21 protein-coding genes and 2 pseudogenes are annotated in these 23,658 nt (G+C 68.5%); 14 read left to right on the top strand and 9 right to left on the bottom strand.

What is annotated here, in order from left to right:
- Positions 1 to 105 precede the first annotated feature (105 nt).
- Positions 106 to 804: a winged helix-turn-helix transcriptional regulator gene (locus ABT352_RS04030; RefSeq protein WP_350942312.1), complete on the bottom strand. Its 699-nt coding sequence runs from the start codon at positions 802 to 804 to the stop codon at positions 106 to 108.
- 83 nt (positions 805 to 887) lie between these two features.
- Between ABT352_RS04030 and ABT352_RS04025 the strand changes: the two genes are divergently transcribed.
- The 4 genes from ABT352_RS04025 (at position 888) to ABT352_RS04010 (ending at position 11,364) form a co-directional block, all read left to right on the top strand.
- Positions 888 to 2,342 (top strand): MFS transporter, encoded by a 1,455-nt coding sequence (locus ABT352_RS04025; protein WP_350942310.1) that lies wholly within the window; start codon positions 888 to 890, stop codon positions 2,340 to 2,342.
- A gap of 63 nt (positions 2,343 to 2,405) precedes the next feature.
- On the top strand, positions 2,406 to 5,789 hold the full coding sequence (locus tag ABT352_RS04020; protein ID WP_350942308.1) for an AfsR/SARP family transcriptional regulator: 3,384 nt from the start codon (positions 2,406 to 2,408) through the stop codon (positions 5,787 to 5,789).
- Positions 5,790 to 5,982: 193 nt separating this feature from the next.
- Positions 5,983 to 8,223: a DEAD/DEAH box helicase gene (locus tag ABT352_RS04015; protein WP_350942306.1), complete on the top strand. Its 2,241-nt coding sequence runs from the start codon at positions 5,983 to 5,985 to the stop codon at positions 8,221 to 8,223.
- Positions 8,224 to 8,634: 411 nt separating this feature from the next.
- The gene (locus ABT352_RS04010) at positions 8,635 to 11,364 is read left to right on the top strand and encodes a beta-L-arabinofuranosidase domain-containing protein (protein WP_350942304.1); all 2,730 of its coding nucleotides are present in this window, start codon (positions 8,635 to 8,637) and stop codon (positions 11,362 to 11,364) included.
- A gap of 172 nt (positions 11,365 to 11,536) precedes the next feature.
- Here the strand turns inward: ABT352_RS04010 and ABT352_RS04005 are convergent, their stop codons facing one another.
- The gene (locus tag ABT352_RS04005; protein WP_350942302.1) at positions 11,537 to 12,121 is read right to left on the bottom strand and encodes a TetR/AcrR family transcriptional regulator; all 585 of its coding nucleotides are present in this window, start codon (positions 12,119 to 12,121) and stop codon (positions 11,537 to 11,539) included.
- A gap of 80 nt (positions 12,122 to 12,201) precedes the next feature.
- On the opposite strand from ABT352_RS04005, the gene ABT352_RS04000 reads away from it, so the two are divergent.
- Positions 12,202 to 12,618, top strand: a complete 417-nt coding sequence (locus tag ABT352_RS04000) for a VOC family protein (protein ID WP_350943536.1) — start codon at positions 12,202 to 12,204, stop codon at positions 12,616 to 12,618.
- A 1-nt stretch (position 12,619) separates the two neighbouring features.
- Here the strand turns inward: ABT352_RS04000 and ABT352_RS03995 are convergent, their stop codons facing one another.
- On the bottom strand, positions 12,620 to 13,783 hold the full coding sequence (locus tag ABT352_RS03995) for an acyltransferase family protein (protein ID WP_350942300.1): 1,164 nt from the start codon (positions 13,781 to 13,783) through the stop codon (positions 12,620 to 12,622).
- 159 nt (positions 13,784 to 13,942) lie between these two features.
- Between ABT352_RS03995 and ABT352_RS03990 the strand changes: the two genes are divergently transcribed.
- The 4 genes and pseudogenes from ABT352_RS03990 to ABT352_RS03975 all read left to right on the top strand — a co-directional run bounded on the left by ABT352_RS03990 (position 13,943) and on the right by ABT352_RS03975 (position 16,379).
- A complete protein-coding gene (locus tag ABT352_RS03990; RefSeq protein WP_350942299.1) occupies positions 13,943 to 14,524 on the top strand; it encodes a putative glycolipid-binding domain-containing protein in 582 nt (193 codons plus the stop codon).
- Between the two features lie 280 nt (positions 14,525 to 14,804).
- Positions 14,805 to 15,098 carry a hypothetical protein gene (locus ABT352_RS03985; RefSeq protein ID WP_350942297.1) on the top strand — a complete coding sequence of 98 codons (294 nt, stop codon included), beginning with the start codon at positions 14,805 to 14,807 and terminating at the stop codon, positions 15,096 to 15,098.
- 220 nt (positions 15,099 to 15,318) lie between these two features.
- On the top strand, positions 15,319 to 15,453 hold the full coding sequence (locus ABT352_RS40750) for an IS3 family transposase (protein WP_502992834.1): 135 nt from the start codon (positions 15,319 to 15,321) through the stop codon (positions 15,451 to 15,453).
- 97 nt (positions 15,454 to 15,550) lie between these two features.
- Positions 15,551 to 16,379 (top strand): annotated as a pseudogene (locus tag ABT352_RS03975) (transposase family protein).
- Between the two features lie 805 nt (positions 16,380 to 17,184).
- Here the strand turns inward: ABT352_RS03975 and ABT352_RS03970 are convergent.
- The 3 genes from ABT352_RS03970 to ABT352_RS03960 form a co-directional block, all read right to left on the bottom strand.
- Complete coding sequence (locus ABT352_RS03970) at positions 17,185 to 17,910, bottom strand: DinB family protein (RefSeq protein WP_350942295.1); 726 nt, start codon at positions 17,908 to 17,910, stop codon at positions 17,185 to 17,187.
- A 191-nt stretch (positions 17,911 to 18,101) separates the two neighbouring features.
- Complete coding sequence (locus tag ABT352_RS03965; protein WP_350942294.1) at positions 18,102 to 18,533, bottom strand: MmcQ/YjbR family DNA-binding protein; 432 nt, start codon at positions 18,531 to 18,533, stop codon at positions 18,102 to 18,104.
- The gene (locus tag ABT352_RS03960; protein ID WP_350942293.1) at positions 18,526 to 18,885 is read right to left on the bottom strand and encodes a MerR family transcriptional regulator; all 360 of its coding nucleotides are present in this window, start codon (positions 18,883 to 18,885) and stop codon (positions 18,526 to 18,528) included. Before ABT352_RS03960 ends, ABT352_RS03965 begins: the two co-directional genes overlap by 8 nt.
- Before the next feature lie 52 nt (positions 18,886 to 18,937).
- Between ABT352_RS03960 and ABT352_RS03955 the strand changes: the two genes are divergently transcribed.
- Positions 18,938 to 19,423, top strand: coding sequence for a polysaccharide deacetylase family protein (locus tag ABT352_RS03955; RefSeq protein WP_350942291.1), 486 nt, complete (start codon positions 18,938 to 18,940; stop codon positions 19,421 to 19,423).
- On the opposite strand, the pseudogene ABT352_RS03950 reads toward ABT352_RS03955, so the two are convergent.
- Positions 19,408 to 20,586, bottom strand: a pseudogene (locus tag ABT352_RS03950) (IS3 family transposase). The gene ABT352_RS03955 and the pseudogene ABT352_RS03950 overlap by 16 nt on opposite strands.
- An 80-nt stretch (positions 20,587 to 20,666) precedes the next feature.
- Between ABT352_RS03950 and ABT352_RS03945 the strand changes: the two are divergent.
- Positions 20,667 to 20,798, top strand: a complete 132-nt coding sequence (locus tag ABT352_RS03945) for a recombinase family protein (protein WP_350943576.1) — start codon at positions 20,667 to 20,669, stop codon at positions 20,796 to 20,798.
- A complete protein-coding gene (locus tag ABT352_RS03940; RefSeq protein ID WP_350943535.1) occupies positions 20,792 to 21,289 on the top strand; it encodes a recombinase family protein in 498 nt (165 codons plus the stop codon). Before ABT352_RS03945 ends, ABT352_RS03940 begins: the two co-directional genes overlap by 7 nt.
- A gap of 29 nt (positions 21,290 to 21,318) precedes the next feature.
- Here the strand turns inward: ABT352_RS03940 and ABT352_RS03935 are convergent, their stop codons facing one another.
- Entirely contained in the window at positions 21,319 to 21,594 is a 276-nt protein-coding gene (locus tag ABT352_RS03935; RefSeq protein WP_350942290.1) for a hypothetical protein, read from the bottom strand.
- A 106-nt stretch (positions 21,595 to 21,700) separates the two neighbouring features.
- Positions 21,701 to 21,928, bottom strand: a complete 228-nt coding sequence (locus tag ABT352_RS03930) for a hypothetical protein (protein WP_350942288.1) — start codon at positions 21,926 to 21,928, stop codon at positions 21,701 to 21,703.
- A 233-nt stretch (positions 21,929 to 22,161) separates the two neighbouring features.
- Between ABT352_RS03930 and ABT352_RS03925 the strand changes: the two genes are divergently transcribed.
- Positions 22,162 to 22,932, top strand: a complete 771-nt coding sequence (locus ABT352_RS03925; protein ID WP_350942286.1) for a GntR family transcriptional regulator — start codon at positions 22,162 to 22,164, stop codon at positions 22,930 to 22,932.
- A 7-nt stretch (positions 22,933 to 22,939) separates the two neighbouring features.
- Complete coding sequence (locus ABT352_RS03920) at positions 22,940 to 23,602, top strand: YdcF family protein (protein WP_350942285.1); 663 nt, start codon at positions 22,940 to 22,942, stop codon at positions 23,600 to 23,602.
- Positions 23,603 to 23,658 lie beyond the last annotated feature (56 nt).

The following is a 23,658-nucleotide window of genomic DNA, read 5'->3' as shown; positions in this document are numbered from 1 at the left end:
GGTCATGTGCGAAACGCGGGGAAAGGCGAAGGCCACGAGGGCTGCGGGGAACGGCGGGGTGCGAGGTCAGCCGCGGGGCCGCGTGGGAACGGCCAGGGGGCGAGGTCAGCCGGAGGTCCGCAGGGCCGCGCGCGAGCGGCGGCGGTGCGCCTTCTGGCGGCACGCCGCGTTGCAGAACCGGGCGGGGCGGCCCGTGCGCGCGGCGTGGATCGGTTCGCCGCACACCTCGCACCGTGAGCGGGCCTCGCCGCGAACGCCCTCCTCGCGCGATGCCGCCACGGCCCGAGTTTCGTTACGTAACGATACCGGGGAGTGAGTTTCGTTACGTAACGGTGTCGCGGCCGGCGCGGTGTCCGCGCGGGCGTCGTAGGCCGCGCGGGCGGCGGCGATCTCGTTCTGGTGCCGCTCCGTCCAGCTGACGAGCGACTGGATGGTGTCGTGCAGGGTCACGCCGAGGGGGGTGAGCTCGTAGTCCACCCGGGGCGGCACGACGGGGTGCACGGTGCGGCGCACCAGGCCGTCCCGCTCCAGATGGCGCAGGGTGACGGTGAGCATGCGCTGGCTGACGCCGTCGATCTCGCGGCTCAGCTCGGTGAAACGCAGGGTGCGGCTGTCGAGGAGCGCGATGACGAGCAGGGACCACTTGTCCGCGACCCGGTCGAGGATCTGGCGGACCTCGCAGTCTTCCCGGGTGTCCCACTGGCGGGCGTCGTAGGCATCGTGGGCGCTGTGGGCGCTGTGGGCGCTGTGGGCGCCGTCGGTATCGGGGCAGCGACTCGGTGACTTCGAAGTGCCTTCTTCCATGGTCATCGATGGTGTCCCATGATGCGACTACTTACAAGAGGGAACCGATCGCGGTTCCCCGCGCCTCTTCGAGGAGTCGTCTCGTGTCCACACCACTGTCCCCACCCTCGGACCGGATGAGCGGGCGTGCCTGGGGCATGCTGCTCGTGCTGTGCGGTGCGATCTTCCTGGAGGGGATCGACGTGGCGATGCTGAACGTGGCCCTGCCGTCGATCCGCTCCGACCTGGACCTGAGCACGGGCTCGCTGAGCTGGGTGATGAGCTCGTACGTGCTCGGCTACGGCGGTTTCATGCTGCTGGGCGGGCGGGCCGCCGACCTGCTCGGCCGGCGGCGGATGTTCCTGGCCTGGCTCGGCGTGTTCATCGTCTTCTCCGGCCTGGGCGGGTTCGCGACCGAGGGATGGATCCTCATCGTCGCCCGTTTCGTGACGGGAGTGGCCTCCGCGTTCATGGCGCCCGCCGGTCTGTCCATCATCACGACGAACTTCGCCGAGGGCCCGCAGCGCAACCGGGCACTGCTGGTCTACGCGGGTACGGCGGCGGCCGGCTTCTCGCTCGGCCTCGTCGTCGGCGGCCTGCTCGCCGAGATCAGCTGGCGGTGGGTGTTCTTCGCCCCGGTGATCATGGCCTCCGCGGTCCTCGTCGCCGCGCTTCTCCTCATCCCGGGCGGCGAGCGTCCGTACCGTCACACGCGGGGCTTCGACCTGGCCGGAGCGGTCACCGTGACCGCGGCGATGATGACGCTGGTGTTCGCGGTCGTCCGGCTGGAGGACCCCGCCGGGGGATGGGCCTGGACGGCCGGAGCGCTCGCCGTCGGAGTCGCGCTGATCGTCGCCTTCGTGGCGATCGAGCGGCGGTCGGCGGCGCCGCTGGTGCGCCTCGGCATCCTCCGCTCGGGCCCCCTGGTGCGCGCCAACCTCGGCGCGCTGCTGTTCGGGGGCTCCTTCTTCGGGTTCCAGTTTCTCGTCGTGCTCTACCTGCAGGAACTGCGCGGCTGGTCGTCGTTGCAGGCGGCCCTCGCCCTGCTGGCGGTCAGCATCGACGCCATCCTCGCGCCGACTCTCACCCCGCTGCTGGTGAACCGCTTCGGCAACGTCCGGGTGATCTTCGGCGGGCTGTGCCTCGCCGCGGTGGCCTACGCGCTGTTCCTGCCGGTCGGTCTCGACTGGACGTACGCGGCGATGTTCCCGACCATGATCATTCTTGGTCTCGGCTTCGCCCTGGCGTACGGACCGCTCACCATCGCCGCGACCGACGGCGTGGCCGAGGAGGAGCAGGGACTCGCCGGCGGCCTGCTGTACACCTCCTTCCAGTTCGGCGCGGCGCTCGGCCTGTCGGCGGTGACCGCCGTGAACATCGCCGCCACCGGCTCCGGCGGGTCCCTCCTCACCCAGCTCGACGGCTTCCGCACCGCCCTGGTCATCCCGTTCGCGATGGCCGTCGCCGCGGCGGCCGTCGTCGCGTTCGGCCTGCGCGGGCGCGGCAGGGCCGGCACCGGAATTCGCCGGGAGACCCCGGTGACCGTCGAGTCGCGGTAGGTCCCGCGCGCGGGGTTCGCGGACGGCCCGGCCCGCGAGATCGTGCGCGTTATGGTGACGTCCATGAAATTCGGGGTGCTTGGGCCGTTGGCGGTGTGGACGGCGGACGGCCGGCCCGTCGCCGTCCCCGGGCTGAAGGTCCGCGCCCTCCTCGCCGACCTGCTCGTCCACGAGGGCCGCCCGGTGCCCGCCGACCGGCTGGTCGACGACCTGTGGGGCGAGGATCCGCCGGGCAATCCGGCGGGAGCCCTGTCGGCCAAGGTCTCGCAACTGCGGCGGGTACTGGAGGACGCGGAGCCCGGCGCCAGGAAGCTGGTGGTGTCGCCACCTCCGGGATACGTGCTGCGCATCGACGCAGACGCGGTCGACGCGTGGCGGTTCCTGTCCCTCACCGCGGAGGCGACGCGGACCGACGACCCCCGGGCCAGGGCTGCGCTGCTCGCCGACGCGCTCGCCCTGTGGCGCGGCCCCGCGCTGGCCGACTTCACCGACGAGCCCTTCACCCAGCCGGTGATCGCCCGTCTGCACGAGCAACGGCTCACCGCCCACGAGGACCACGCCGAGGCCCGCCTCGCCCTCGGCGAGCACACCGGGCTCGCGGCGGAGCTGGGCGACCTGCTGACCCGGCACCCCCTCAGGGAAAGGCTGCGCGCCGCCCACATGCGCGCCCTCTACCGTTCGGGACGGCAGACCGAGGCGCTCCACAGCTACGAGGAGCTCCGCGCCCACCTCGCCGACGAACTCGGTCTCGATCCGAGCGCCGAGCTGATCGCCCTGCACCGGGCGATCCTCGCCCGGGATCCGGCACTCGACCCACCCGCACCACCGGACTCTCCCCCGGCCGGGCCCGCCACGAACCTGCCCGCGCCCCTCACCGACCTGATCGGCAGGGGCGAGGCGACCGCCGAGATCGGCGCCCTGCTGCGCACCGGCCGCCTGGTCACCCTCACCGGTCCCGGCGGGGTGGGCAAGACCCGTCTCGCCGTCGAAACCGCCCGTGGGCTGACGGACGCCTTCCCCGACGGCGTGTGGCTGGTCGAGCTGGCCGCGCTCGACCGGCCCGGCGCCCTGGAGACGGCGGGCTCGCTGATCGACGCGGTCACCACGGCGCTGGACATCCATGACAGCGCCGGTTCAGGAGATCCCCTGGACCTGCTCGTCGGGGCGCTCCGCCCCCGGCGGCTGCTGCTGGTGCTCGACAACTGCGAGCATCTCGTCGAGCCCGTCGCCGAGCTGACGGAACTCCTGTTGCGAGCCGTTCCCGGCCTGCGCGTCCTCGCCACCAGCCAGGAACCCCTCGCCCTCACCGGCGAGGTGGTCTGGAACGTACCGCCCCTGGAGACGCCGGACGCCACCGCCGACCTCGACGCGCTGGAGCGAACCGGTTCGGTACGGCTGTTCGTCGCCCGCGCCCGCGCGACGGCCCCCGGATTCACCCTCGACGCGGACACCGCACCGGCGGTCGCCACGCTCTGCCGCCGCCTGGACGGCATCCCGCTCGCTCTGGAACTGGCCGCCACCAGGGTCCGCGCGCTGGGCGTGCACGGTCTCGTCGCCCGCCTCGACGACCGTTTCCGTCTCCTGTCCACCGGGTATCGCGGTGCCCCGCCCCGCCAGCGGACGCTGCACACGATGATCAGCTGGAGCTGGGACCTCCTCACCGACCCGGAGCGCCTCACCCTGCGCCGTCTGGCCGTGCACACCGGCGGCTGTACGCTGCCCGCCGCCGAGGCCGTCTGCGGCGCCGACGACCTTCCGGCCTCCGACGTGCTCGATCTCCTGGTACGCCTGGTCGACCGCTCCCTGGTCACCGTCACCCACACCGCCGACGGCCCCCGCTACCGTCTCCTGGAGTCGGTGGCCGCCTACTGCGTCGAACGCGTCCACGAGGCGGGCGAGTTCGAGTCCCTGCGGCGGCGCCACCGGCGCCACTACGTCGATCTCGCCGAGGAGGCCGGACGGCACCTGTACGGGCACGACCAGAGGCTGTGGCTGCGCCGCCTCGACGCGGAGACCGCCAACCTGCGCACCGCGCTCGACGGCGCGGTGACCGGCCGGGACCGGGAGGCCGGGCTGCGACTGGTGAACGCGATGACCTGGTACTGGTTCCTGCGCGGCAGGCTGGCGGAAGCCCGGCGCTCCCTCGCCTCGGCGCTGGCCGTCGCCACCGCGGCACCGGACTCCGTCACCGAGACGCCGGGTTCCGCAGCCGGAGCGCCGGGCTTCACGTCCGTGACGCCGGATTCCGCCGTCGAGGTCCCGGACGTCACCGCCGAGACGCCAGGCGTCACCACTCACACGTCGGGCGTCACCGCTGACATGTCAGACGCCGCGCGGATCCCCGCGCTCCGTGCCAGAGCCCTCGCCTGGCAGGCGGGCATCGCGTTCATGCACGGCGAGGTGGCCGATCAGGCGGCCATGCGTCTGTACGAGGACATCGACGACCCGGGTGAGCGCGCCAGAGCCCAGTGGTTCATCGCCTTCACCGGGATGGGCACCGGCGACCTGTCGGCCGGCGAGAAACTGCTGGACGAGGCGCTGACCGCCTTCGGCGCCCTCGGCGACCGGTGGGGCACGGCCGCGGCCCTCGTCACCCGGGCCAAACACGCGCACGTCCGGAGCGACATGGCCACGCTCGAACGCGACAGCGAGCGGGGAGCGGAACTCTTCGGCGAGCTCGGCGACCGCTGGGGCCGGCTGCAGGCGACGGAGTGGCTCGGCGGGCTGGCGGAGATGACCGGCGACTACGAGCGGGCCGACCGGCTGCACCGGGACGGGCTGCACTTGGCCGAGGAGCTCGGGCTCTGGCCCGAGGTCGCCGTACGGCTCGCCTGGGTCGGCTGGATCGCCCTCCAGCGCGGCGACCACACCCGGGCGCGGGAGTCCGGCGAGCGGGCGGCACGACTCGCCGCCGAGCAGAGCCACCAGGGCGGGCAGATCTTCGCGGAGACGGTGCTCGCCTACGCCTCCAGGAGGGAGGGCAGGCTGGACGCCGCGGAGACACACCTGCGCACCGTCCTGAGGTGGACTCCGAGGCAGGAGGAGGGGGTGACGGACAATCTCGTACACCTACCGATGATCCTGGTCGAGCTCGGTTTCGTCTTCGAGGAGCGCGGCGACGCCGCGACGGCGCGGACCATGCACCTGGAGAGCCTCACGATCGCCCGCGAACTCGACGCCGTCCGTGACGTGATGCGTGCCCTGGAGGGCCTGGCCGGGGCGCTCTCCCTCGCCGGGGACCACGACCGTGCCGCCCGGCTGCTGGGAGCGGCGGCCTCGGCCCGCCTGTCGACGGCGATGCCAACGGCCCCCGCCGAGCGCGGCGACATCGACAGGATCACGGCGAGAACGCGCGCCGCACTGGGCGAGGACGGCTTCGCGTCCCGGTTCGAACGCGGCGGCGGCCTGACACTCGACGAGGCCGGATCGCTCGCCGTCCGGCCATGAAGGCGGCGGTACGGACCCGGCGAGCGGCGGGACCGAGGACCCGGCCCATCAGGTTCGTCCCGGAACTCATGAACGGCTCGTTACCGGGCAAAGGGCTGTGATGCCGTGTCCGGCGTCGCCGGTCGTTGACAACCGACCGGCCGTTGGCGACGGTGAACTGCCGCGATCGGGCCGTGAGGGGAGGGACGAGGGCTTGGGCGACGTCGAGCGAGAAGATCCGGCACCCACCCCCGGGCAGGTCAGGGCCCTCCTGCAGAGGGCGGGGCGCCTGGGGTCCCACGCGCGCACCCTGCTCGCCGACGACGCCGAGGCGCGCGCCGACGTCCAGCGGGCGCTCTCCCTGGTGCGTACGCGCCTGGCACGTGAGGAACTCGGGTCCATTCCCCTGGCACGCCTGAAGGACGTCACCGTGGGACGGCTCCGGGTCAGCGCCCTCGAACAGGCCGGTCACCAGACGGTCCTCGACATCCTGGACACCACGCCGTACGCGCTCCAACTGCTCCCCGGGGTCGGGGCGTGGAACGCGAGACAGGCGCACGCCGCCGCCGGGCAGATCGCCAAGGCGGTGGAGGAGACGGTGGCGCTGCGGATCGACGTCGACCGGCAGGACGACGAGACCACGGCCCTGCTGATCGCACTGAACCGGCTGGTGAACGCGGGCCCCGACCTGCCGCGCGCGGGCGCCGCCGCGCGCAGGATCGCGGAGCGGCTCGCCTCGCTCCTGCCCGCCGCGCAACCCGCTCGCGGATGGTTGCGGATGCTGCTCGCGGGCCAGGAGGGCCGTCGCCGGGCGCGGGAGGCCGTCGCGCGGATCGAGGACGTGATCGCGGAGGCGAACGCGTCCGACACGGCGCTGCTCTTCGGCCAGGTCTCCGTGGACCTGCTGCGCCCGCCGGTCTCCGGCCTTGAGGCGTGGGTCGACTTCGAGTTCCGCGCGTCCGAGTACTACAACCTGCTCGCCGAGATCGCGGCGACGGAACCCGACAGGGTCGCCTCCGAGGGTTTCCTGCCCGACGACATCTCCTCGCGGGTGAAGGCCCAGAACCTCGACGACACCCACCGCAGGGTCTCCCTGCGCGGCTACCAGTCGTTCGGCGCCCGCTTCGCCCTCGCCCAGCGCCGGGTGATCCTGGGGGACGAGATGGGCCTGGGCAAGACCATCGAGGCCATCGCCGTCCTGGCGCACCTCCGGGCGCGCGGCGAGAGCCACTTCCTGGTGGCCTGCCCGGCCAGCGTCCTGATCAACTGGGTGCGCGAGGTCGAGACCCGCAGCACGCTGCGGGCCTACTCCCTGCGCGGCGGCGACCGGGCCGCGGCCCTCGCGGAATGGGTGCGCACCGGCGGCGTCGCCGTGACCACCGTCGACACCCTGCACCGGCTGGAGATTCCCGACGACGTCGCGCTCGGGATGCTCGTGGTCGACGAGGCCCACTACGTGAAGAACCCGGCCGCGAGGCGTTCCCAGGCCGTCGCCCGGTGGTGCGACCGTACCGAGCGGGTGCTCTTCATGACCGGGACCCCGATGGAGAACCGCGTCGAGGAGTTCCGCAACCTCGTCGGCTATCTCAGGCCCGATCTGATCCCCGCCCTCCGGAACGGCGACGCGACGGCGGGGGCGGCGGGGGCGGCGGGGGCGCAGGCCTTCCGCAGGGCCGTGGCACCGGTCTACCTGCGCCGCAACCAGGAGGACGTGCTCACCGAGTTGCCCGACCTCGTCCACGTGGACGAGTGGGAGGAGTTCGGCGAGGCGGACCTCGCCGCCTACCGGAAGGCCGTCGCCGACGGGAACTTCATGGCGATGCGCCGGGCCGCCTACGCCGTACCGGAGACGTCGGCCAAGCTTCAGAGGCTGCTGGAACTCGTCGACGAGGCGGCGGGCAACGGTCTCAAGGTCGTGGTCTTCTCCTACTTCCGCGACGTCATGGCCGCCGTCCACCAGGCCCTCGGCGGCTCCGGCACCCCCCAGGCCCCCGGGGACCCCGGCGGCCGGGTGCACGGGCCGATCTCGGGCGATCTCGGCGCCGACCGCCGTCAGCAGGTCGTCGACGAGTTCACCGCGGCCCAGGGACACGCCGTACTGCTCAGCCAGATCCAGGCGGGCGGGGTCGGCCTCAACCTGCAGGCCGCCTCCGTGGTGATCATCTGCGAGCCCCAGGTCAAGCCGACCATGGAGAGCCAGGCCGTGGCCCGCGCCCACCGCATGGGACAGGTACGCAAGGTCCAGGTGCACCGCATCCTCACGGCCGACAGCGTCGACCAGCGCATGCTGGACATCCTGCGTGGCAAGGCCGGGCTCTTCGACACCTACGCCCGCCGCAGCGACCTGGCCGACTCCACCCCCGACGCGGTCGACATCTCGGAACAGGCACTCGCCCGCCAGATCGTCGAGGAGGAGCAGCGACGCCTCGCGACGACGCGGCCGTCGCAAGACTGAGAAGGGCACTCGCCGCCCTTGGCGGTCGACGCGAGGAGCGGGGAGCCGACCGCGACACGGTGCGGCAGGTTCGCGTTAAATCACGCAAACCCCCCTGTTGCAAAGCGGTAACTTCTGTGAAACTTTCACAGGCGCGGGCAGGGCGGCGCGACCCGTTTCCGGACGAGCCTCCAGGCAGGGGCAGCCGCCCTGACAACGCCACGTCAGCGAGAGTCGTGACTCGTTGACGCCGGATCGGGTCGTCGGATGTACTTCGCGGCAAAGCACTCACCAAAGGAGTCCGTACAGAATTGCCACGTTAAATGTTAGCGCTAACAATTTCGTAGGGCAGCTCACCGGCTGAAAGTCGGTGGCCGACCGCGGCGATCGCGGCAGGTCACATCCCCCCTTCTCTCAAAGGAGCACCCCCCAATGTCCTTGAGTCGCCGCCAGCTCTTCCAGGCCGCGGGCGCCACCGTCGCGATCTCGGCCGCGAGTCAGGTGGTGGGCACGTCCGCCGCCTGGGCCGCCCTCCCGTGGGCGCGCGCCGACATCGGCGTGTCCGCCTACGAGTTCGACCTCGGCCAGGTCCGCCTGACCTCCGGCCGCTGGCTGGACAACCAGAACCGCACCCTGGCCTACCTGCGCTTCGTCGACGTCGAGCGGTTGCTGTACGTCTTCCGCGCCAACCACCGCCTGTCCACCAACGGCGCGACCGCCAACGGCGGCTGGGACGCTCCCAACTTCCCGTTCCGCTCCCACATGCAGGGCCACTTCCTGACTGCGTGGACCCAGGCGTACATGGTGACCGGTGACACCACCTTCCGGAGCAAGGCCGAGCTCATGGTCGCCGAGCTGGCCAAGTGCCAGGCGAACAACGGCGCGGCCGGGTTCACCGCCGGCTACCTGTCGGGTTTCCCCGAGTCCGACATCACCGCCGTGGAGAACCGCACGCTCAACAACGGCAACGTGCCCTACTACTGCATCCACAAGACCCTCGCCGGGCTGCTGGACGTGTGGCGGCACATCGGCAACACCCAGGCCAGGACGGTGCTGCTCGCCCTGGCCGGCTGGGTGGACACGCGCACCTCCCGGCTCAGCTCCAGCCAGATGCAGTCGATGCTGGGCACCGAGTTCGGCGGCATGAACGCCGTGCTGACCGACATCTACCAGATGACCGGCGACTCACGCTGGCTGACCACGGCCCAGCGATTCGACCACGCCGCAGTGTTCAACCCGCTCGCCTCCAACCAGGACCAGCTCAACGGGCTGCACGCCAACACGCAGGTGCCCAAGTGGATCGGGGCGGCCCGCGAGTACAAGGCCACCGGCACGACCCGCTACCGGGACATCGCGACCAACGCCTGGGCCATCACGGTCGGCGCGCACACGTACGTGAACGGCTCGAACAGCCAGGCCGAACACTTCCGCGCGCCGAACGCCATCGCCGGCTACCTGGCCAGGGACACCGGGGAGGCGTGCAACACGTACAACATGCTGAAGCTGACCCGGGAGCTGTGGACGCTCGCGCCGACCAGGGCCGACTACTTCGACTACTTCGAGAACGCCCTGCTGAACCACCTCCTCGGCCAGCAGAACCCGGCCGACAGCCGCGGGCACGTCACCTACTTCACGCCGCTCAACCCCGGTGGCCGCCGAGGTGTGGGCCCGGCCTGGGGTGGCGGCACCTGGAGCACCGACTACAACAGCATGTGGTGCTGCCAGGGCACCGGCATCGAGATCCACACCAAGCTGATGGACTCGATCTACTTCCACAACGGCAACACACTCTTCGTGAACCTGTTCGCGCCCTCCACCCTGAACTGGTCACAGCGCGGCATCACGGTCACCCAGACCACCTCCTTCCCGGTGAGCGACACCACGTCGCTGCAGGTCACCGGGAACGTGAGCGGGACGTGGTCGATGCGGATCCGCATCCCGGCCTGGACCCAGGGCGCGACGATCAGCGTCAACGGGGTGCAGCAGAACATCGTCACCACCCCCGGCTCCTACGCCGACCTGAACCGGTCGTGGATCTCGGGCGACACGGTGACCGTGCAGCTGCCGATGCGGGTCGTCCTGAAGCCCGCCAACGACAACCCCAACCTCCAGGCCGTCACCTACGGCCCGGTCGTGTTGTCGGGCAACTACGGCAACACCTCCCTGTCGTCGGCGCCGACGCTCACCCCTTCGTCGATCACCCGGACGAGCACCTCGTCGCTCGCCTTCACCGCCACGGCCAACGGGGCATCGGTGAACCTGGGGCCGTTCTACGACGCCCACAACCACAACTACGTCGTCTACTGGAACGCCACCGGCTCCTCCAGCGGCGGCGGTACGGCGAGCTTCCGGCTGATCAACGTGGCCAGCGGACTGGCGCTGGGCATCCAGAACATGTCGACCGCCGACGGCGGTCTCGCCCTGCAGTGGACCGACAACGGCACCGCCGACCACGACTGGGTGCCGGTGGTGGACGGGGGGAATCTGCGCTTCCGTAACGTCAACAGCGGCAAGGTGCTCGGCGTCGAGAACATGTCGACCGCCGACGGCGCCCGGGTGCTCCAGTGGGGCGACACCGGCACCGCCGACCACCGCTGGGCGATCGTCGACGTCGGCGACGGCTCGGTCAAGATCCGTAACGCCAACAGCTCCAAGCTGCTGGGCATCCAGAACAACTCCACCGCCAACGGCGCCCAGGCGGTACAGGACTCCGACAACGGCACCGCCGACAACCAGTGGCGCTTCGTGCCCAACGGCGCGCGCCGCATCCAGAACGTGGGCACCGGCATGGTGCTCGGCGTCACCAACATGTCGACCGCCGACGGCGCGCTGGTCGTGCAGTGGGGCGACACCGGCACCGCCGACCACCTGTGGACGGCGGTCGTGGACACCGGCGGCTACCTGCGCCTGCGCAACTCCAACAGCAACAAGGTGCTGGGCGTGGAGAACGCCGCCACCGCCGCCGGGTCCCGCGTCCTGCAGTGGGCCGACAACGGCGCCAACGACCACCGCTGGCGGCTGCGCTACGGCTCCAACGCCGCCTTCCGCATCCAGTGCGCCAACGGCGGCCGGGTCCTCGGCCTCTCCGGCACGGCCCAGGGCGCGCAGGTCGTCATCGCCGACGACAACGGCTCGAACAACAACCTCTGGAGGTTCCTGTAAAGCACGTGTTCGACCGGCAAGCGGGAGGTAAGTGAATTCCCGCCGGGCGAAGCCTCGGTGATCGGAACCGAGGCTTCGCCCGATCGCCGCACCGAGGACCGCGCGAGGAGGATTCCAATCACCGATGGTCGGGCGAGGACTCCGATCACCGGGGGTCGCGCGAGGTTTTCGGTCACCGGGGGCCGCGCAGGGACTCCAGGAGGCGCGTCAGCTCCTCGGTGACGGCGGGGAGGTCGTCGGGGTCGGTCGAGCGGGCCAGCCACAGAGCCGCCTCGTTCATCGCGCCGGACAGGAGGTGGGCGAGCGGCTCCACGGGCCTGCGGGCGATGACCCCCGCCTCGATCAGCGTGACGAGCGCCTCGGTGAGGTGCCGCGCCGAGGACGCCTCGTCCATCGCCCGCCACTCGTTCCAGCCGAGCACGGCGGGGCCGTCGACGAGCATGATCCGCTGCACGTCCGGGTCGCGGCTCACCGCGAGGAAGGCCCGGCACCCCGCGACCAGTTGCTCCCAGGGGTCGTCGTACGCGTCGGCCGCCGCGGCGACCCGCTCGCCCACCTCCTGCTGCACCTGCTCGACGACCGCGTGGAAGAGGTCGGCCTTGCTCTCGAAGTGGTGGTAGAGCGCGCCCTTCGTCACGGCCGCCGCCCCGACGATCTGCGCCAGGCTCACCGCGGCGTACCCGTGCCGCGCGAACAGCGCCCTCGCCTCGGTCACCAGCGCCCGCCTGGTCTCCAGCCGTTGCCGTGCCCGGTTCACCGTGGCCTCCCTTGTTGACGTACCGATGGTATGTTAGCTTCACATACCGTTGGTATGTGAAATGGACCGAAGGGAACGGCATGACCCTCACGAGCTTCTACCCGGTCGTCTGCACCGATCGGATCGCCGAGTCCCACGACTTCTACCGGCGGTTTCTCGGCTTCGAGACGACGTTCGAGGCGGACTGGTACGTGAGCATGCGGCGGCCGGAACCGCCGCACTACGAGCTCGCGCTCGTCGATCGCACCCACCCGACGGTGCCGGAGAAATACCGTTCCGCGGTGCGAGGGCTGATCCTCAACTTCGAGGTGACCGACGTCGACGCCGAGCACGACAGGCTCGTACGACAGGCGGGGCTCCCGGTGGAACTGACGCTGCGCACCGAGGAGTTCGGGCAGCGGCACTTCATCGTGGCCGCGCCCGACGGCGTGCTCATCGACGTGATCACCCCGACCGAGCCGTCCTCCGCCTACGCGGAGCAGTACGCCCTTCCCTGATCTAGGACGTGCCCGGTGCGGACTCCCCCGTCGGCTCCCTCGCGGGTTCCCTCGGGGAAGACCTGGCCAACCGCCTGCCGAGACGTTGAGCGGGGGCCTCGATCAGGCGGTGGGTCAGGTAGCAGAGCGGCACCAGGACGAGGAAGAACAGCGGAAGGTTCGGGCTCACCCCCAGCAGGAGCGGGTGCAGCAGATAGAGGGAGAAGCTGATCACCCCGAGGTGGGCGAGCCACCGGGGGAACGACCTGCGCCGCAGCGCGAACGCGGCCGCGAAGAAACCCGCCGCCAGCAGGAGCGCCGGCGCCCAGCCGGGGTCGTCCTTCGCGAGGACCCCGCAGGCCAGCACCGTCAGCACGGTCACGATGGCGGTACGCCACCGGATCGCCCCCTGTTCCGCGCGGTACACGGCCGTACCGGCGAACATCATGGCCGGCACGATCAGGCCCTGCCACGCGCCGATCCGGCTGCCCAGCACCACCAGCACCACCCCGAGGAGACCACCGGCCACCGCGGCGGCCGTACGCACACCGCCCGCCGCCCGCGCCGACACCAGGATGACCACGACCACCGCCACCCCGAGAATCGCGGCGACCAGGTCGGCGCGGCCACCGATCACCGGGCCAGGCAGCAGCAGCCCCAGGAGGACCGCCGAGATCGCCAAGGCGATCGCGGTCGCGGCCGACCGGTGCGCCCGCCCCGCGCTGAACAGCCCGGCCGCCATCAGGTAGAACGCCATCTCGTACGAGAGCGTCCACATCACGCCGATGACGGCGGGCACGCCGAGCAACTCCTGCAGCATCGTCACGTTCCCGAGGACGACGAGGGGGAGGGGACGCGTGCTCAGCCCTTCGTGCAGGGCGAACGTCCCGGCGTAGGCGAGCAGGAGGGCCAGGCCGAGCGCGACGAGCAGCAGGGGCAGCAGGCGGAAGGCCCTGCCGATCCAGAAGACCCGCAGGTCACCGCGCCGTTCCAGGGAGGCCGGGATGATATAGCCGCTGACCAGGAAGAACACGAAGACGCCCCAGGTGCCGACGTCGATCCTGCTGTCCACCTCGGCCCAGAGGTCCGGGATGAAGGTCCAGCCGGAGTGGTGCAGCGCGACGGCGAGCGCGGCAGGTCCCCGCAGGGCGTCCAACCAGGCCAGCCGTGAGGGGATCGAGGCCATTCACCCGACTGTAGGCGATAGGCGTACTTTCCCAGCTATTGTCCGGTCGGCGTGCTCAGCGTACCGGGTCGGAGGGGTTGATCCGGGGGACGAAGAGAGGGTCGACCGGTGTGGACGGATAGGCAGGCGGGCAGATCGGCAGACGGACAGAATCAAAAGATGACCTTCACGACACCGCCGAGAAGCGCCGCCTGGCGGCATCTCGACGCACGCGACGGCTTCGAGGTCGCCTACTTCCAGCCCTCGGACGACGGCCTGCGCGTCGAGGGCTGCACGACGGCGGTCGAGGACGGCCAGACCTGGATCGTCGGCTATACCATCGACCTCGACGCCGCCTGGACCACGCGAAGCGCACGGATCACGAGCCGGTCGGCCTCGGGAGCCCGGCAGACCGTCCTGGAGGCCGACGGCGCCGGCCACTGGCGCGTCGACGGCGAACCCGCCTCCCACCTGGACGGCTGCCTGGACGTCGACCTGGAGTCCTCGGCAATGACCAACACCTTCCCCGCGCACCGGCTGGGCCTGCGCGTCGGCGCTCGGTCGGCCGCCCCCGCCGCCTACGTACGCGCCATCGACCTCACCGTCGAACGGCTTGAACAGGACTATGTCCGCGTCGCCGACGAGGGCTCCCGACAGCGCTACGACTACAGCGCCCCGGTCTTCGACTTCGCCTGCCGCCTCGTCTACGACGAGTCAGGCCTCGTGCTCGACTACCCCGAGATCGCCGTACGCGCGGCGTGACCGTCAAACCGTCAAACCGTCAAACCGGGCGAACCGAACTCCACCGAAGTGGCGCAGCGGCCGGGGGCGAGCAGTGATGGAATGGTCAGTGGCGTTAGCGAGGTGTCGGGGCGCGGCTTATCGCCACTGGCCGTTCCGATCCGGCTGGTTGCCGGGGCGGCCTGCGAATCCTTGGTCTCTGGGAGGGTCTTCTGGACGACGCCGATGGAGACCTTGACACCAGCGGACGCTGAGCGGGTTCGACCAGGTCGAAGATAGGGTCACGGGAGCTGCGGACGGGGTGCCGGAGGCGGCGGACCGGTGCGTCGAGCTGGCCAGGCTTGAGGGTGCGGACGTTGCGGATGCGTTCGAGGTCGAAATAGTCGGGGTTGATGGATTGGCGGCCGATGGTGACGAGTCTGAGTTCGGTGAGGTCCTTGATGCCGATAGCGCAGGTGTCTTGGCTGAGTCCGTAGTGGGCCTTGAACACCGAAGGGCTGATCCAGACTGGTTGGGGGCGCTGCCGGTGAGGGCGTTCTGGTCGAGCAGGATCAGGTACATGGCAAGGCTCGGGCCGGTCATAAGTTGGATGTAGCCGGTGGTCCAGAGAGTCGCCGGGATCTGAGCGTAGTAGTGGGGCTTGGCCTTCGCGGGGTCAGATGAAAACGCCGGCGGTGTCTACGTCGGCGTGCATGATCGGGTAGCCATAGGCGGTGCCGCCATCGGGATACACGTCTATCGAGTTTGGCGAGACACTCGACAAGTACAAGATCCGCAGATCGGTGGGCCGAACGGGGATTTGTTTCGACAACGCAATGGCCGAATCTTTCTTCGGGAAGCTGAAAACCGAGATGGTTCACCATCAAGCGTTCGCTACACGCGCTGAGGTGATCTCACCAAGATCAATAAGGGCGGTTGTGATTCGATGCCTTCAAAGCGGCGCCCGCTGACACGAACCGGGATGGATCGCGATGCCCCTGAAATAGGCGTGGAGCTTTCGGTAGAAGAGGTCTCACCACAAGTCTTCTTCAGTCCAGAAAGCCCCACGTGATCACCTATCGTGCCACGCTCGATGTCCCCCGGGAGCTGGTTTGCCATCTCTCGCTGCTGCTGTCGGCCGAGCGCCGCCGACTGGGCACCCGCTCGGGTTCTCGGGCACTGACCTGTTTTGAGCAGGCGGTGATGGGATTGCGCTGGTTTCGCGACCGCACCGCCCCGGCCGCCCTCGGCCGCGACCACGGCATCTCCCGCGCCACCGCCTACCGCTACCTCGACGAGGTCATCAACGTCTTGGCCGACCAAGCCCCCGACCTGCACCACGCCCTGCAGCGTGCTACCGATGAGGGCCTCACCCACCTCATCTTGGACGGCACCGTCATCGCCACCGACCGCTGCGCCGAAAAGACCATCAGCGTCAAAGGCGAGCCCATCGACCTGTGGTACTCCGGAAAGGCCCGCCACCACGGCGGCAACATCCAGGCCCTGTCCGCGCCCTGCGGCCTGCCGCTGTGGGTCTCCGACGTCGAACCCGGCTCCGCCCACGACCTGACCGCCGCTCGCACACACGTCCTGGGCGCGCTGTACAAGGCCGCCGCCGACGGGCTTCCCACCTTGGCCGCCTGGAGGCTACGACGGCGCCGGCATCGGCATCCTCACCCCGGTCAAACACCCCTGCGACGGCCGACCCCTCGACCTCGACACCCGCACCCGCAACGCCCTCCTGCGCGCCCTGCGCTGCCTGGGAGAACGCGGCTTCGCCCTACTCACCCAACGCCGGCGCACCCTCCAGCGCATCAACGCCAGCCCCAGCCGAATCGGCGACATCGTCAAAGCCGCACTCGTCCTCACGCACTTCGAACACGGCTACCTGAAATAAAAGTCGCTGAGATCACCTCGCTGAAGCGCGGCATGCGCTCATCAAGTACATCGAGGGATTCTACAATCCACGTCGACTTCATTCGGGGCTTGGTTATCGACCACCGCTTGAAGTCCTCGATGAATGGTTCGATAATCGGTCGGTTGCGTGATAGGGTCCACCATATAGTTCATTTGGGACGTGTCCGGAAAACGCGGGGCTCCTCACCTGCACGCATCTGACAGAAGTGGGGTACCAGCCAGGTACGTGTAAAAGAGGCAATGGCCAGCTCGCGATTAGCCGGTCAGCTCAGATCGAATTTCTTTGTGACAGCCGCAAGACCACCCACACTAACGGTCACATAGACGGGCCGGTCCTTACTGATGAGGAGAATGTGGTCTGGGAACGAGACGCCAGCTTGAAGCTCTGCTCGTACGGTCTCCTGATGCTGAGTGCCATTGCAGACGGGATCGAAGCGGCCCATGCGTTCGAGAACCCCCTCGGTTGCACCGATGGTGACGGTTCCAACCGCGATCGCCGACCGGAGCCGTGAACGCGGCAATCTTCTTCGCCCCGGACCAGGGCGCGATCTCCGACGTCACGGTCAGCTGCAACGTGCTCTACCACGCGCCGGGGTCCTACTATCCGCTGCGGATCTACGACGTCTCCGGCGCGGTCAAGGTCACCGGCAACCGCTGGGTGCCGGACGGGACCGACTACGCGCCGGTGCACGTGACCGGCCCCCGCCCGGCCACCGTCACCTGGTCCGACAACACCTTCACGGGCAACAAGCCAATCCCACCCCCGACGACTGGCCCTAGCGGCCCTACTCAGCGTCCTGTGCCTCGATCAGGTCGAGGTCGCGGACGCAGAAGCCGTGGTGCTCAAAGGTCTCGTTGAGCACCGTGCCCAGGCACTGGCGCACCGAGCGGCCCCGCGCGTACGGCGGCCAGACGTCGTCGTCGGGCACCGGCGCTCGCGCCGCGAGCCGCTCAGCGGTGACCTCGTCGAGCCAGGCCTCGAGCTCGGCGGCCTGTGCGTCACGCACGCTCACGATCTCGTCGAGGGCCGGATCGAGCGAGAGGTCAAGCCCGTGCGCCTCACGGTAGGGCTCCACGGTCGGCCCGATGCCCATCGGTGTGAACAGCTCCGTGGAGCCCAGGCAGCAGCGGCGGAACCACGAGTCGTGGACGAAGACCAAGTGGCGCATCGTCTGCACCGCCGACCACTCGTCGTTGACGCTGCGGCGCTCGATGCCGGGCGTGCGGCGGATCCGCTCGATCGTGGCGGCCCAGGCGGCACGGAGCTGACGCGATGCCTCGCGCAGATCGGCGGGGTCCTCGGAGCGGATCAGCACCCGCACCGGATGACGCCGGTCGAGCTCTGCCTCGACGTACTCAGTGACCTCGACGCCGTTTACCACGAGGTTGGTGATGAGCCCGTCGATCACGGCATCCTGCATGACGACGCCGATCAGGCGTGCCCCGGTTAGGTCGCACTCGCGGAACTCCGCACCGTGCAGATCCTCTTCGACGTACCGCTTCATGTTCATGCTCCGGATGATAGGTCCGAGCACCGACAAGCCTCTGTCAGCATTCGCAGGTCACGGCGTGGAGGGGGCGGTGAGGGGGTCAGCGGGCTTGGTGACTAGGTCGACGGGCGTTTCCACGGCGAAGCCTTCGCGGGTCCAGTATTCGATGCCCCCGATCATTTCCTTCACCGCGTAGCCGAGCTTGGTGTTCTTCAGTCCTGTTCGTCGGTTGCGGGACCTGGCCGACCTACCTGTGTCACCAGTTTCCGCGGTGCCAGCAGGCAGTAGCTCTCGGTGAGTAGCTCGCTTATCTCTCCCCAGTCCGCGGTGTCCTCGATGACCATGCCTACTACCTGGGGGTGCCAGCGCGGCTTGTAGAACGGGAGTCCGCTGTTGGACAGTGCGTGTAGTTCTTCGCCCGCGGCGCGGAAGGTGAGGACGGTGGCGTCGCCGACCAGTGGGGCTTCGCGGCTGTGCAGAGGTGGGTAGTCGTCGGTGATGCAGAGCACGTGCGCGAACGTCTTCGTGCGGATCCGCCAGCGTCTTCCCACCCAGGCTTGTTGTTCGTGAACCTCGGGGAGTACGAGGCAGATCGTGCGCAGCCGATCGAGGATGTGGGCTGGGACGTCGGGGCTGTCAGACATGGTCTGCCGCCTTGATCACCTCGTCGAGCACGTCCCGCGAGTTGGCCAGTTCGACCATCATCCGATCGATGCGGTCCCGTTTCGCGACGAGGTCGTCGACCAGTTGCGGCGCGGCGATTTGTGACGGGCCGCCGTCGGTGTCCCACATGCATGGGAGCAGCTGGGCGATCTTCTTGCTGTGCAGTCCGGCTGCGAACAGCTCCTGGATGCGGATCACTCGGTCTACTGCCTGCTCTGGGTAGTCCCGCTGGCCTCCCTGAGTGCGGTCGGCCGCCAGGAGGTCCTGCTGCTCGTAGTAGCGCAGTGATCGCTCGCTCACCCCGGTGCGGCGTGCCAGTTCGCCGATTCGCATCACACCTCCTCGGGCTTGAACCTGACATTGATGTTAGCTCTACCGTGGCGGCATGATCTTCGACTACAGCCCCATCACTGAGCGGCCTCCCATCCAGTGGCCTGGCGGCGCCAAGGTCGCCGTCTATGTCGGTCTCAACGTCGAGCACTTTCACCTCGACAAGCCGTCCACCAGCATCTGGTCTGGCACAGCCGACCTGGTGCCGGACGCACTCAACTACGGCTGGCGTGACTACGGTGTGCGCGTTGGTTTCTGGCGGATGATGGCCAGCCTTGACCGGCACGGGGTCCGGGCCAGCGTGCTGTTGAACTCCGAGGTCGTGCGGCACTATCCGCAGAGCATCAAGGCTGGCCTTGAGCGCGACTGGGCATGGCTCGCGCATGGCTCCACCAACTCAGTCCTCCATACTGGCCTTAAGGGTCGGCAGGAAAGCGGTCATCGCTTCTGCCAGGCATCGCCTGCAAGGTGCGTACGAAGAGGCGTGAAGTTGCCCCGGTTGTGTGGACAGGTCGGGGTTTGCGGCTACGCGGCAGCGTAGCGGGATTGTTGGGCGTGTCGGCGTTCGTATTCGGCGGGGCTGAGCATGCCCAGGGTCGAGTGACGCCGGCGGGGGTTGTAGAACCCTTCGATGAAGTCGAAGCAGGCGGCCTTGGCCTGCGCGCGGGTGGCGAAGTGATGCCGGTCGAGCAACTCGGTCTCCAAGGTCGCGAAGAAGCTCTCGGTCACCGAATTGTCGAAACAGTCCGCGACCGTCCCCGTGGACGTCTGGATGCCTTCTGACCTGCACCGCTGGCTGAACAACAGCGACGTATATTGCGCCCCTTGATCGCTGTGATGAATCAGCCCGGGTGCCGGCCGACGGTTCCAGATCGCCATCTCCAGTGCGTCGATGACCAACTCGGTGCGCATGTGATCGGCCATCGCCCACCCCACGATCCGCCGGGAGAACACATCCAGCACGACGGCCGGATACAGCCATCCCTCACCGGTCGGCACATACGTGATGTCGGCCGTCCAGGTCCGATCCGGCGCCGAAGCGGTGAAGTCCCGCTTGACCAGATCCTGCGGTGGTATCGCCTGGGGGTCCCGGCGGGTCAGCCCACGCCTGCGGCGCCGATGCACTCCTTCAAGCCGGGCGGCGCGCATCAGCCGGGGCCACTCGCTTGCGCCCGATGCGCACCCCGAACTCCTCCCGCAGCTCGGCATGGACACGCGGGGATCCATAGGTTCCCCGGGACCCGGCGTGGATCGTAGTGATGGTCTCGGTCAATACCTGGTCCTGTTCGGCTCGCCACGAGGGTCGGCGGTTCTTCCATGCGTAGTAGCCCTGGCGTGACACACCCAGCACCCGGGCCAGAAGGGAGACATCGTGGTGTGTTTTCTCCGCGTCGATCAGCCGGTATTTCATTTCGGCCGATCCGTCTCCCGAGCGAAGAAAACCGCGGCCTTCTTAAGGATCTCCCGCTCTTCTCGCAGCTGACGGACCTCCCGGCGCAGCCGGGCCAGCTCCTGCTTTTCAGCGCTGGTCAGTCCGTCTTCGCGGCGGCCCTCATCGCGGTCGGCCTGAGCCACCCAGTTACGGATCGACTGCGCGGTCGGCTCGAACTCCTTGGCCAGTTCCTCCGGCGCCCGGCTGGCGCGGACCAGTTCCACCATCTGCCGCCGGAACTCCGGCGGGTACGGCGGGCGTGACATAGGCACTTGTGAACTCCTCCCGGGACACATCGTCCCAAGCGATCAGGTGTCCACAAGACCGGGGCAACATCAGGAAGACGGTCACCGTGGCGCTCATCGGCCTGGTCCGGGTCAGCACCGACAAGCAGAAGACCCAACGCCAGCACGACGCCATCGACCCGATTTACCTGAAGGTCTTCGAGGAGAAGGCCAGCGGCAAGACCGGCCCGCGCTGCTGAACACGCTGTCCTACATCCGTTATGGGGACATGCTGTGCGTCCAGGAGGTCGACCGCCTCGGCCGCAACCTCCTCGAAGGGCTCATCGCCCTCAACAACCTGTTCCAGCGCGGCATCGCGGTTAAGGTGCTGAAGCGAATCGCGGCCGGCAAGCACACCGAGCGCTCCCTGATTCTCAATCTGGCCCTGTCCGAGGACCGGCGCCGCGACATCGTCCGCAAAACCAAGGACGGCTTGGAGGCGGCCCGCCGCCGCAATCGGGTCAGCGGCCGCTGGCCCGTGGTTGACGACGACAAACGCGCCGCCATCCGCACCATCGCCGCTGGCGTCAAGGTCTCCATCGGCGTCGTCCACAAGACCCTCCCAGACACCAAGGATTCGCAGGCCGCCCCAGCAACCAGCCGGATCGGAACGGCCAGTGGCGGTAAGCCGCGCCCCGACGCCTCGCTAACGCCACTGACCGTTCCATTACTGCTCGCCCCCCGCCGGTGAGAAGGATGCTCTCGTACCGCCGCGCCGACTCAGGCGCCGGGTGAGTGACCGGTGTTCAGGCTGAGCGCGATCTGCACCTGGCGGACCAGTGCCGTGACCAGCCGTTCAGGCGAAGATCGAATGATCATGCATCTGATGCCCGCCTTCACCTCCCGGTCGGTGAGCGGCCGACGCCGAAGGGCCGTCCAGCGGTCGGGAAGGAGGTCATGGACGATGCGCCACTCGGAGAAGGTCTGCTCAAGCGCGGCGCGCTGGCGCTCCTCGGACGCACTCACGACAACAGCGACCTGCGCTGCTCCTCTCATCGCGATCACCTCGGCACGTTCCGGTACGGGTGAGACGAGCGATTGAGGACGGAAGCGAGGGCCGGGCCGTCGTGGTGCTGCCCTGCAGCGCGGGATCGGCGCCCGATCACGATGTCACCCGCCCTGCCGCCTCCCGGGCGATGGCCTCGTGCCGATCGACCTCGGCCCGCAGCTCGTCGAGGGTGTCGGCGTCGACCGTACGGTCCGCACCCGCGTCCGTCTCGGCGTCGGTGAACGGAAGGACGCGGGACGCCCACAGCCGTCCCTTGTCACTGAGAATCACCCGCCAGCCGGGAATGGTCGATTTGGGGTTAGTAGTTCTAGCATCTTCCATGGATCGGACCTCCGCAGTCCGCTCTAGGACCCGTCCGGACGTGTGCAGCGTCGGACGGGTCCGCCTTATGGGATGGGAAAGACCTAAATGGTGCATTACGACTGGTCAACGAATAGTGCCACCCTTATCGAAGGACGAGAGTAGTCTTCTGTTAATAGAGATGGCACTATTCGTTGAGATCGGAGCTGCCGAGGCGGAGTCGGCCTTGTTCGGCGACCGAGGTGAGGAGTCGTATGAGCATCGGATACCGCGAGTTGGCCCACGTGCTGCGCACTCGCATCGAAGACGGCACATATCCACAGGACACAACCGGCACCTTGCCCAAGCATCAGGAACTCGCGGACGAGTTCACCGTCAACGTCAAGACGATCCGCCAAGCGGTCCGCCTCCTCGAAGCCGAAGGGCTCGTCACGGTGGTACGGCGCAGGGGGACGGTGATTCGCCGTCAGCCCGCGATGAAACGACTGGGCGCGGAGCGCTACGCCAAGAGCAAGTGGAAGTTCGGTCTCGTGGCTTTCGCAGCGGACAGGGAAGCCTCAGGACGCGCCTGGGCGCCCGGTGATCAGAGCAATCGTGTTCGTCTGGTGGAGGCGGATCCCGAAGTCGCCGCCGCGCTCGGACTGCCCGTCGGAGCACCCGTTTACGAGCGAGCACGCCTGGTGAGAGAAGAGGGCGTACCCACACACGCTCTTACCAGCTTCTATCGCCCTGATCACGTGGAAGGCACTCCTCTGGTCAACCCCGCTCCGGGACCCGCAGGCCACGGCGGCGGCTTCGCGGTGCTGACCATTCAGGGTTTCGAGCCGGACGCCATCACCGAGTCTCTTCACGCTCGCATGCCGACACCTGAGGAGGTGCGAGAACTACAGCTTCCCGTAGGCGAACCTGTGGTGGTGCTCAGGCGCATGACCACCACGCGGGACGGACAGGTCGTGGAATTCGCTCGCGGTGTCCATGCGGCCACGCGCTTCGAATGGTCTTACAACTTCAAGATCCCAGAATAGGCCGGAAATGGAATCTCTGCCTGAAAACATTCTGGAAGATCTCGAAATCCTGTGGGATTACCACAACATGCACCACGAACCACGGCATTCCGATATCGGGATCGGCCTGGGGAGCCACGACATAGGAGTGGCCGTCTTCGCCGCCGAACTCTTCGGGAAGGGATTTTTCCCACGCATTGTCTTTACCGGCGCCAACGCGCCGACGACGATCGAGCGATTCCCTCGCGGCGAAGCGGTTCACTATCGGGAAGAGGCCGTCAGGCTGGGCGTTCCCGTAGACAGGATCCTTGTCGAGACGAGAGCGACCAACACGGGACAGAACATCGAGTTCACCCGTACGCTGCTTGCGGATCACGGCATAGGCGTCTCGTCCGTCACTCTTGTCTCGCGCCCCTACCAGCAGAGACGAGCGTACGCGACCTGCAAGAAGCTGTGGCCCGAGGTGGAGGTCACGTGCGCGTCCGCATCCTTGCCGCTGGCGGATTACATCGGCGCGATCGGGGACGCCGATCGGGTCGCCAATATGATCGTCGGCGACACTCAGCGCATCAGCAAGTATGCCGAACTGGGGTTTGCCATACCGCAAGAAATGTCTGACGAAGTACGAAGCGCGTACGATCGTCTTGTCGTGGCAGGCTACACGAGCAGGCTGACACCGAGCCGATCATAAGGGAACCGCCGGGGACGTGTATGTTGAGAAATCAGAGCACATAACGCTCTATAAAA

Source organism: Streptosporangium sp. NPDC000563 (assembly GCF_040299985.1).
Lineage (GTDB): Bacteria > Actinomycetota > Actinomycetes > Streptosporangiales > Streptosporangiaceae > Streptosporangium.
The sequence above is the reverse complement of the archived record's forward strand: the minus strand, read 5'-3'. Positions and strand labels throughout refer to the sequence as shown.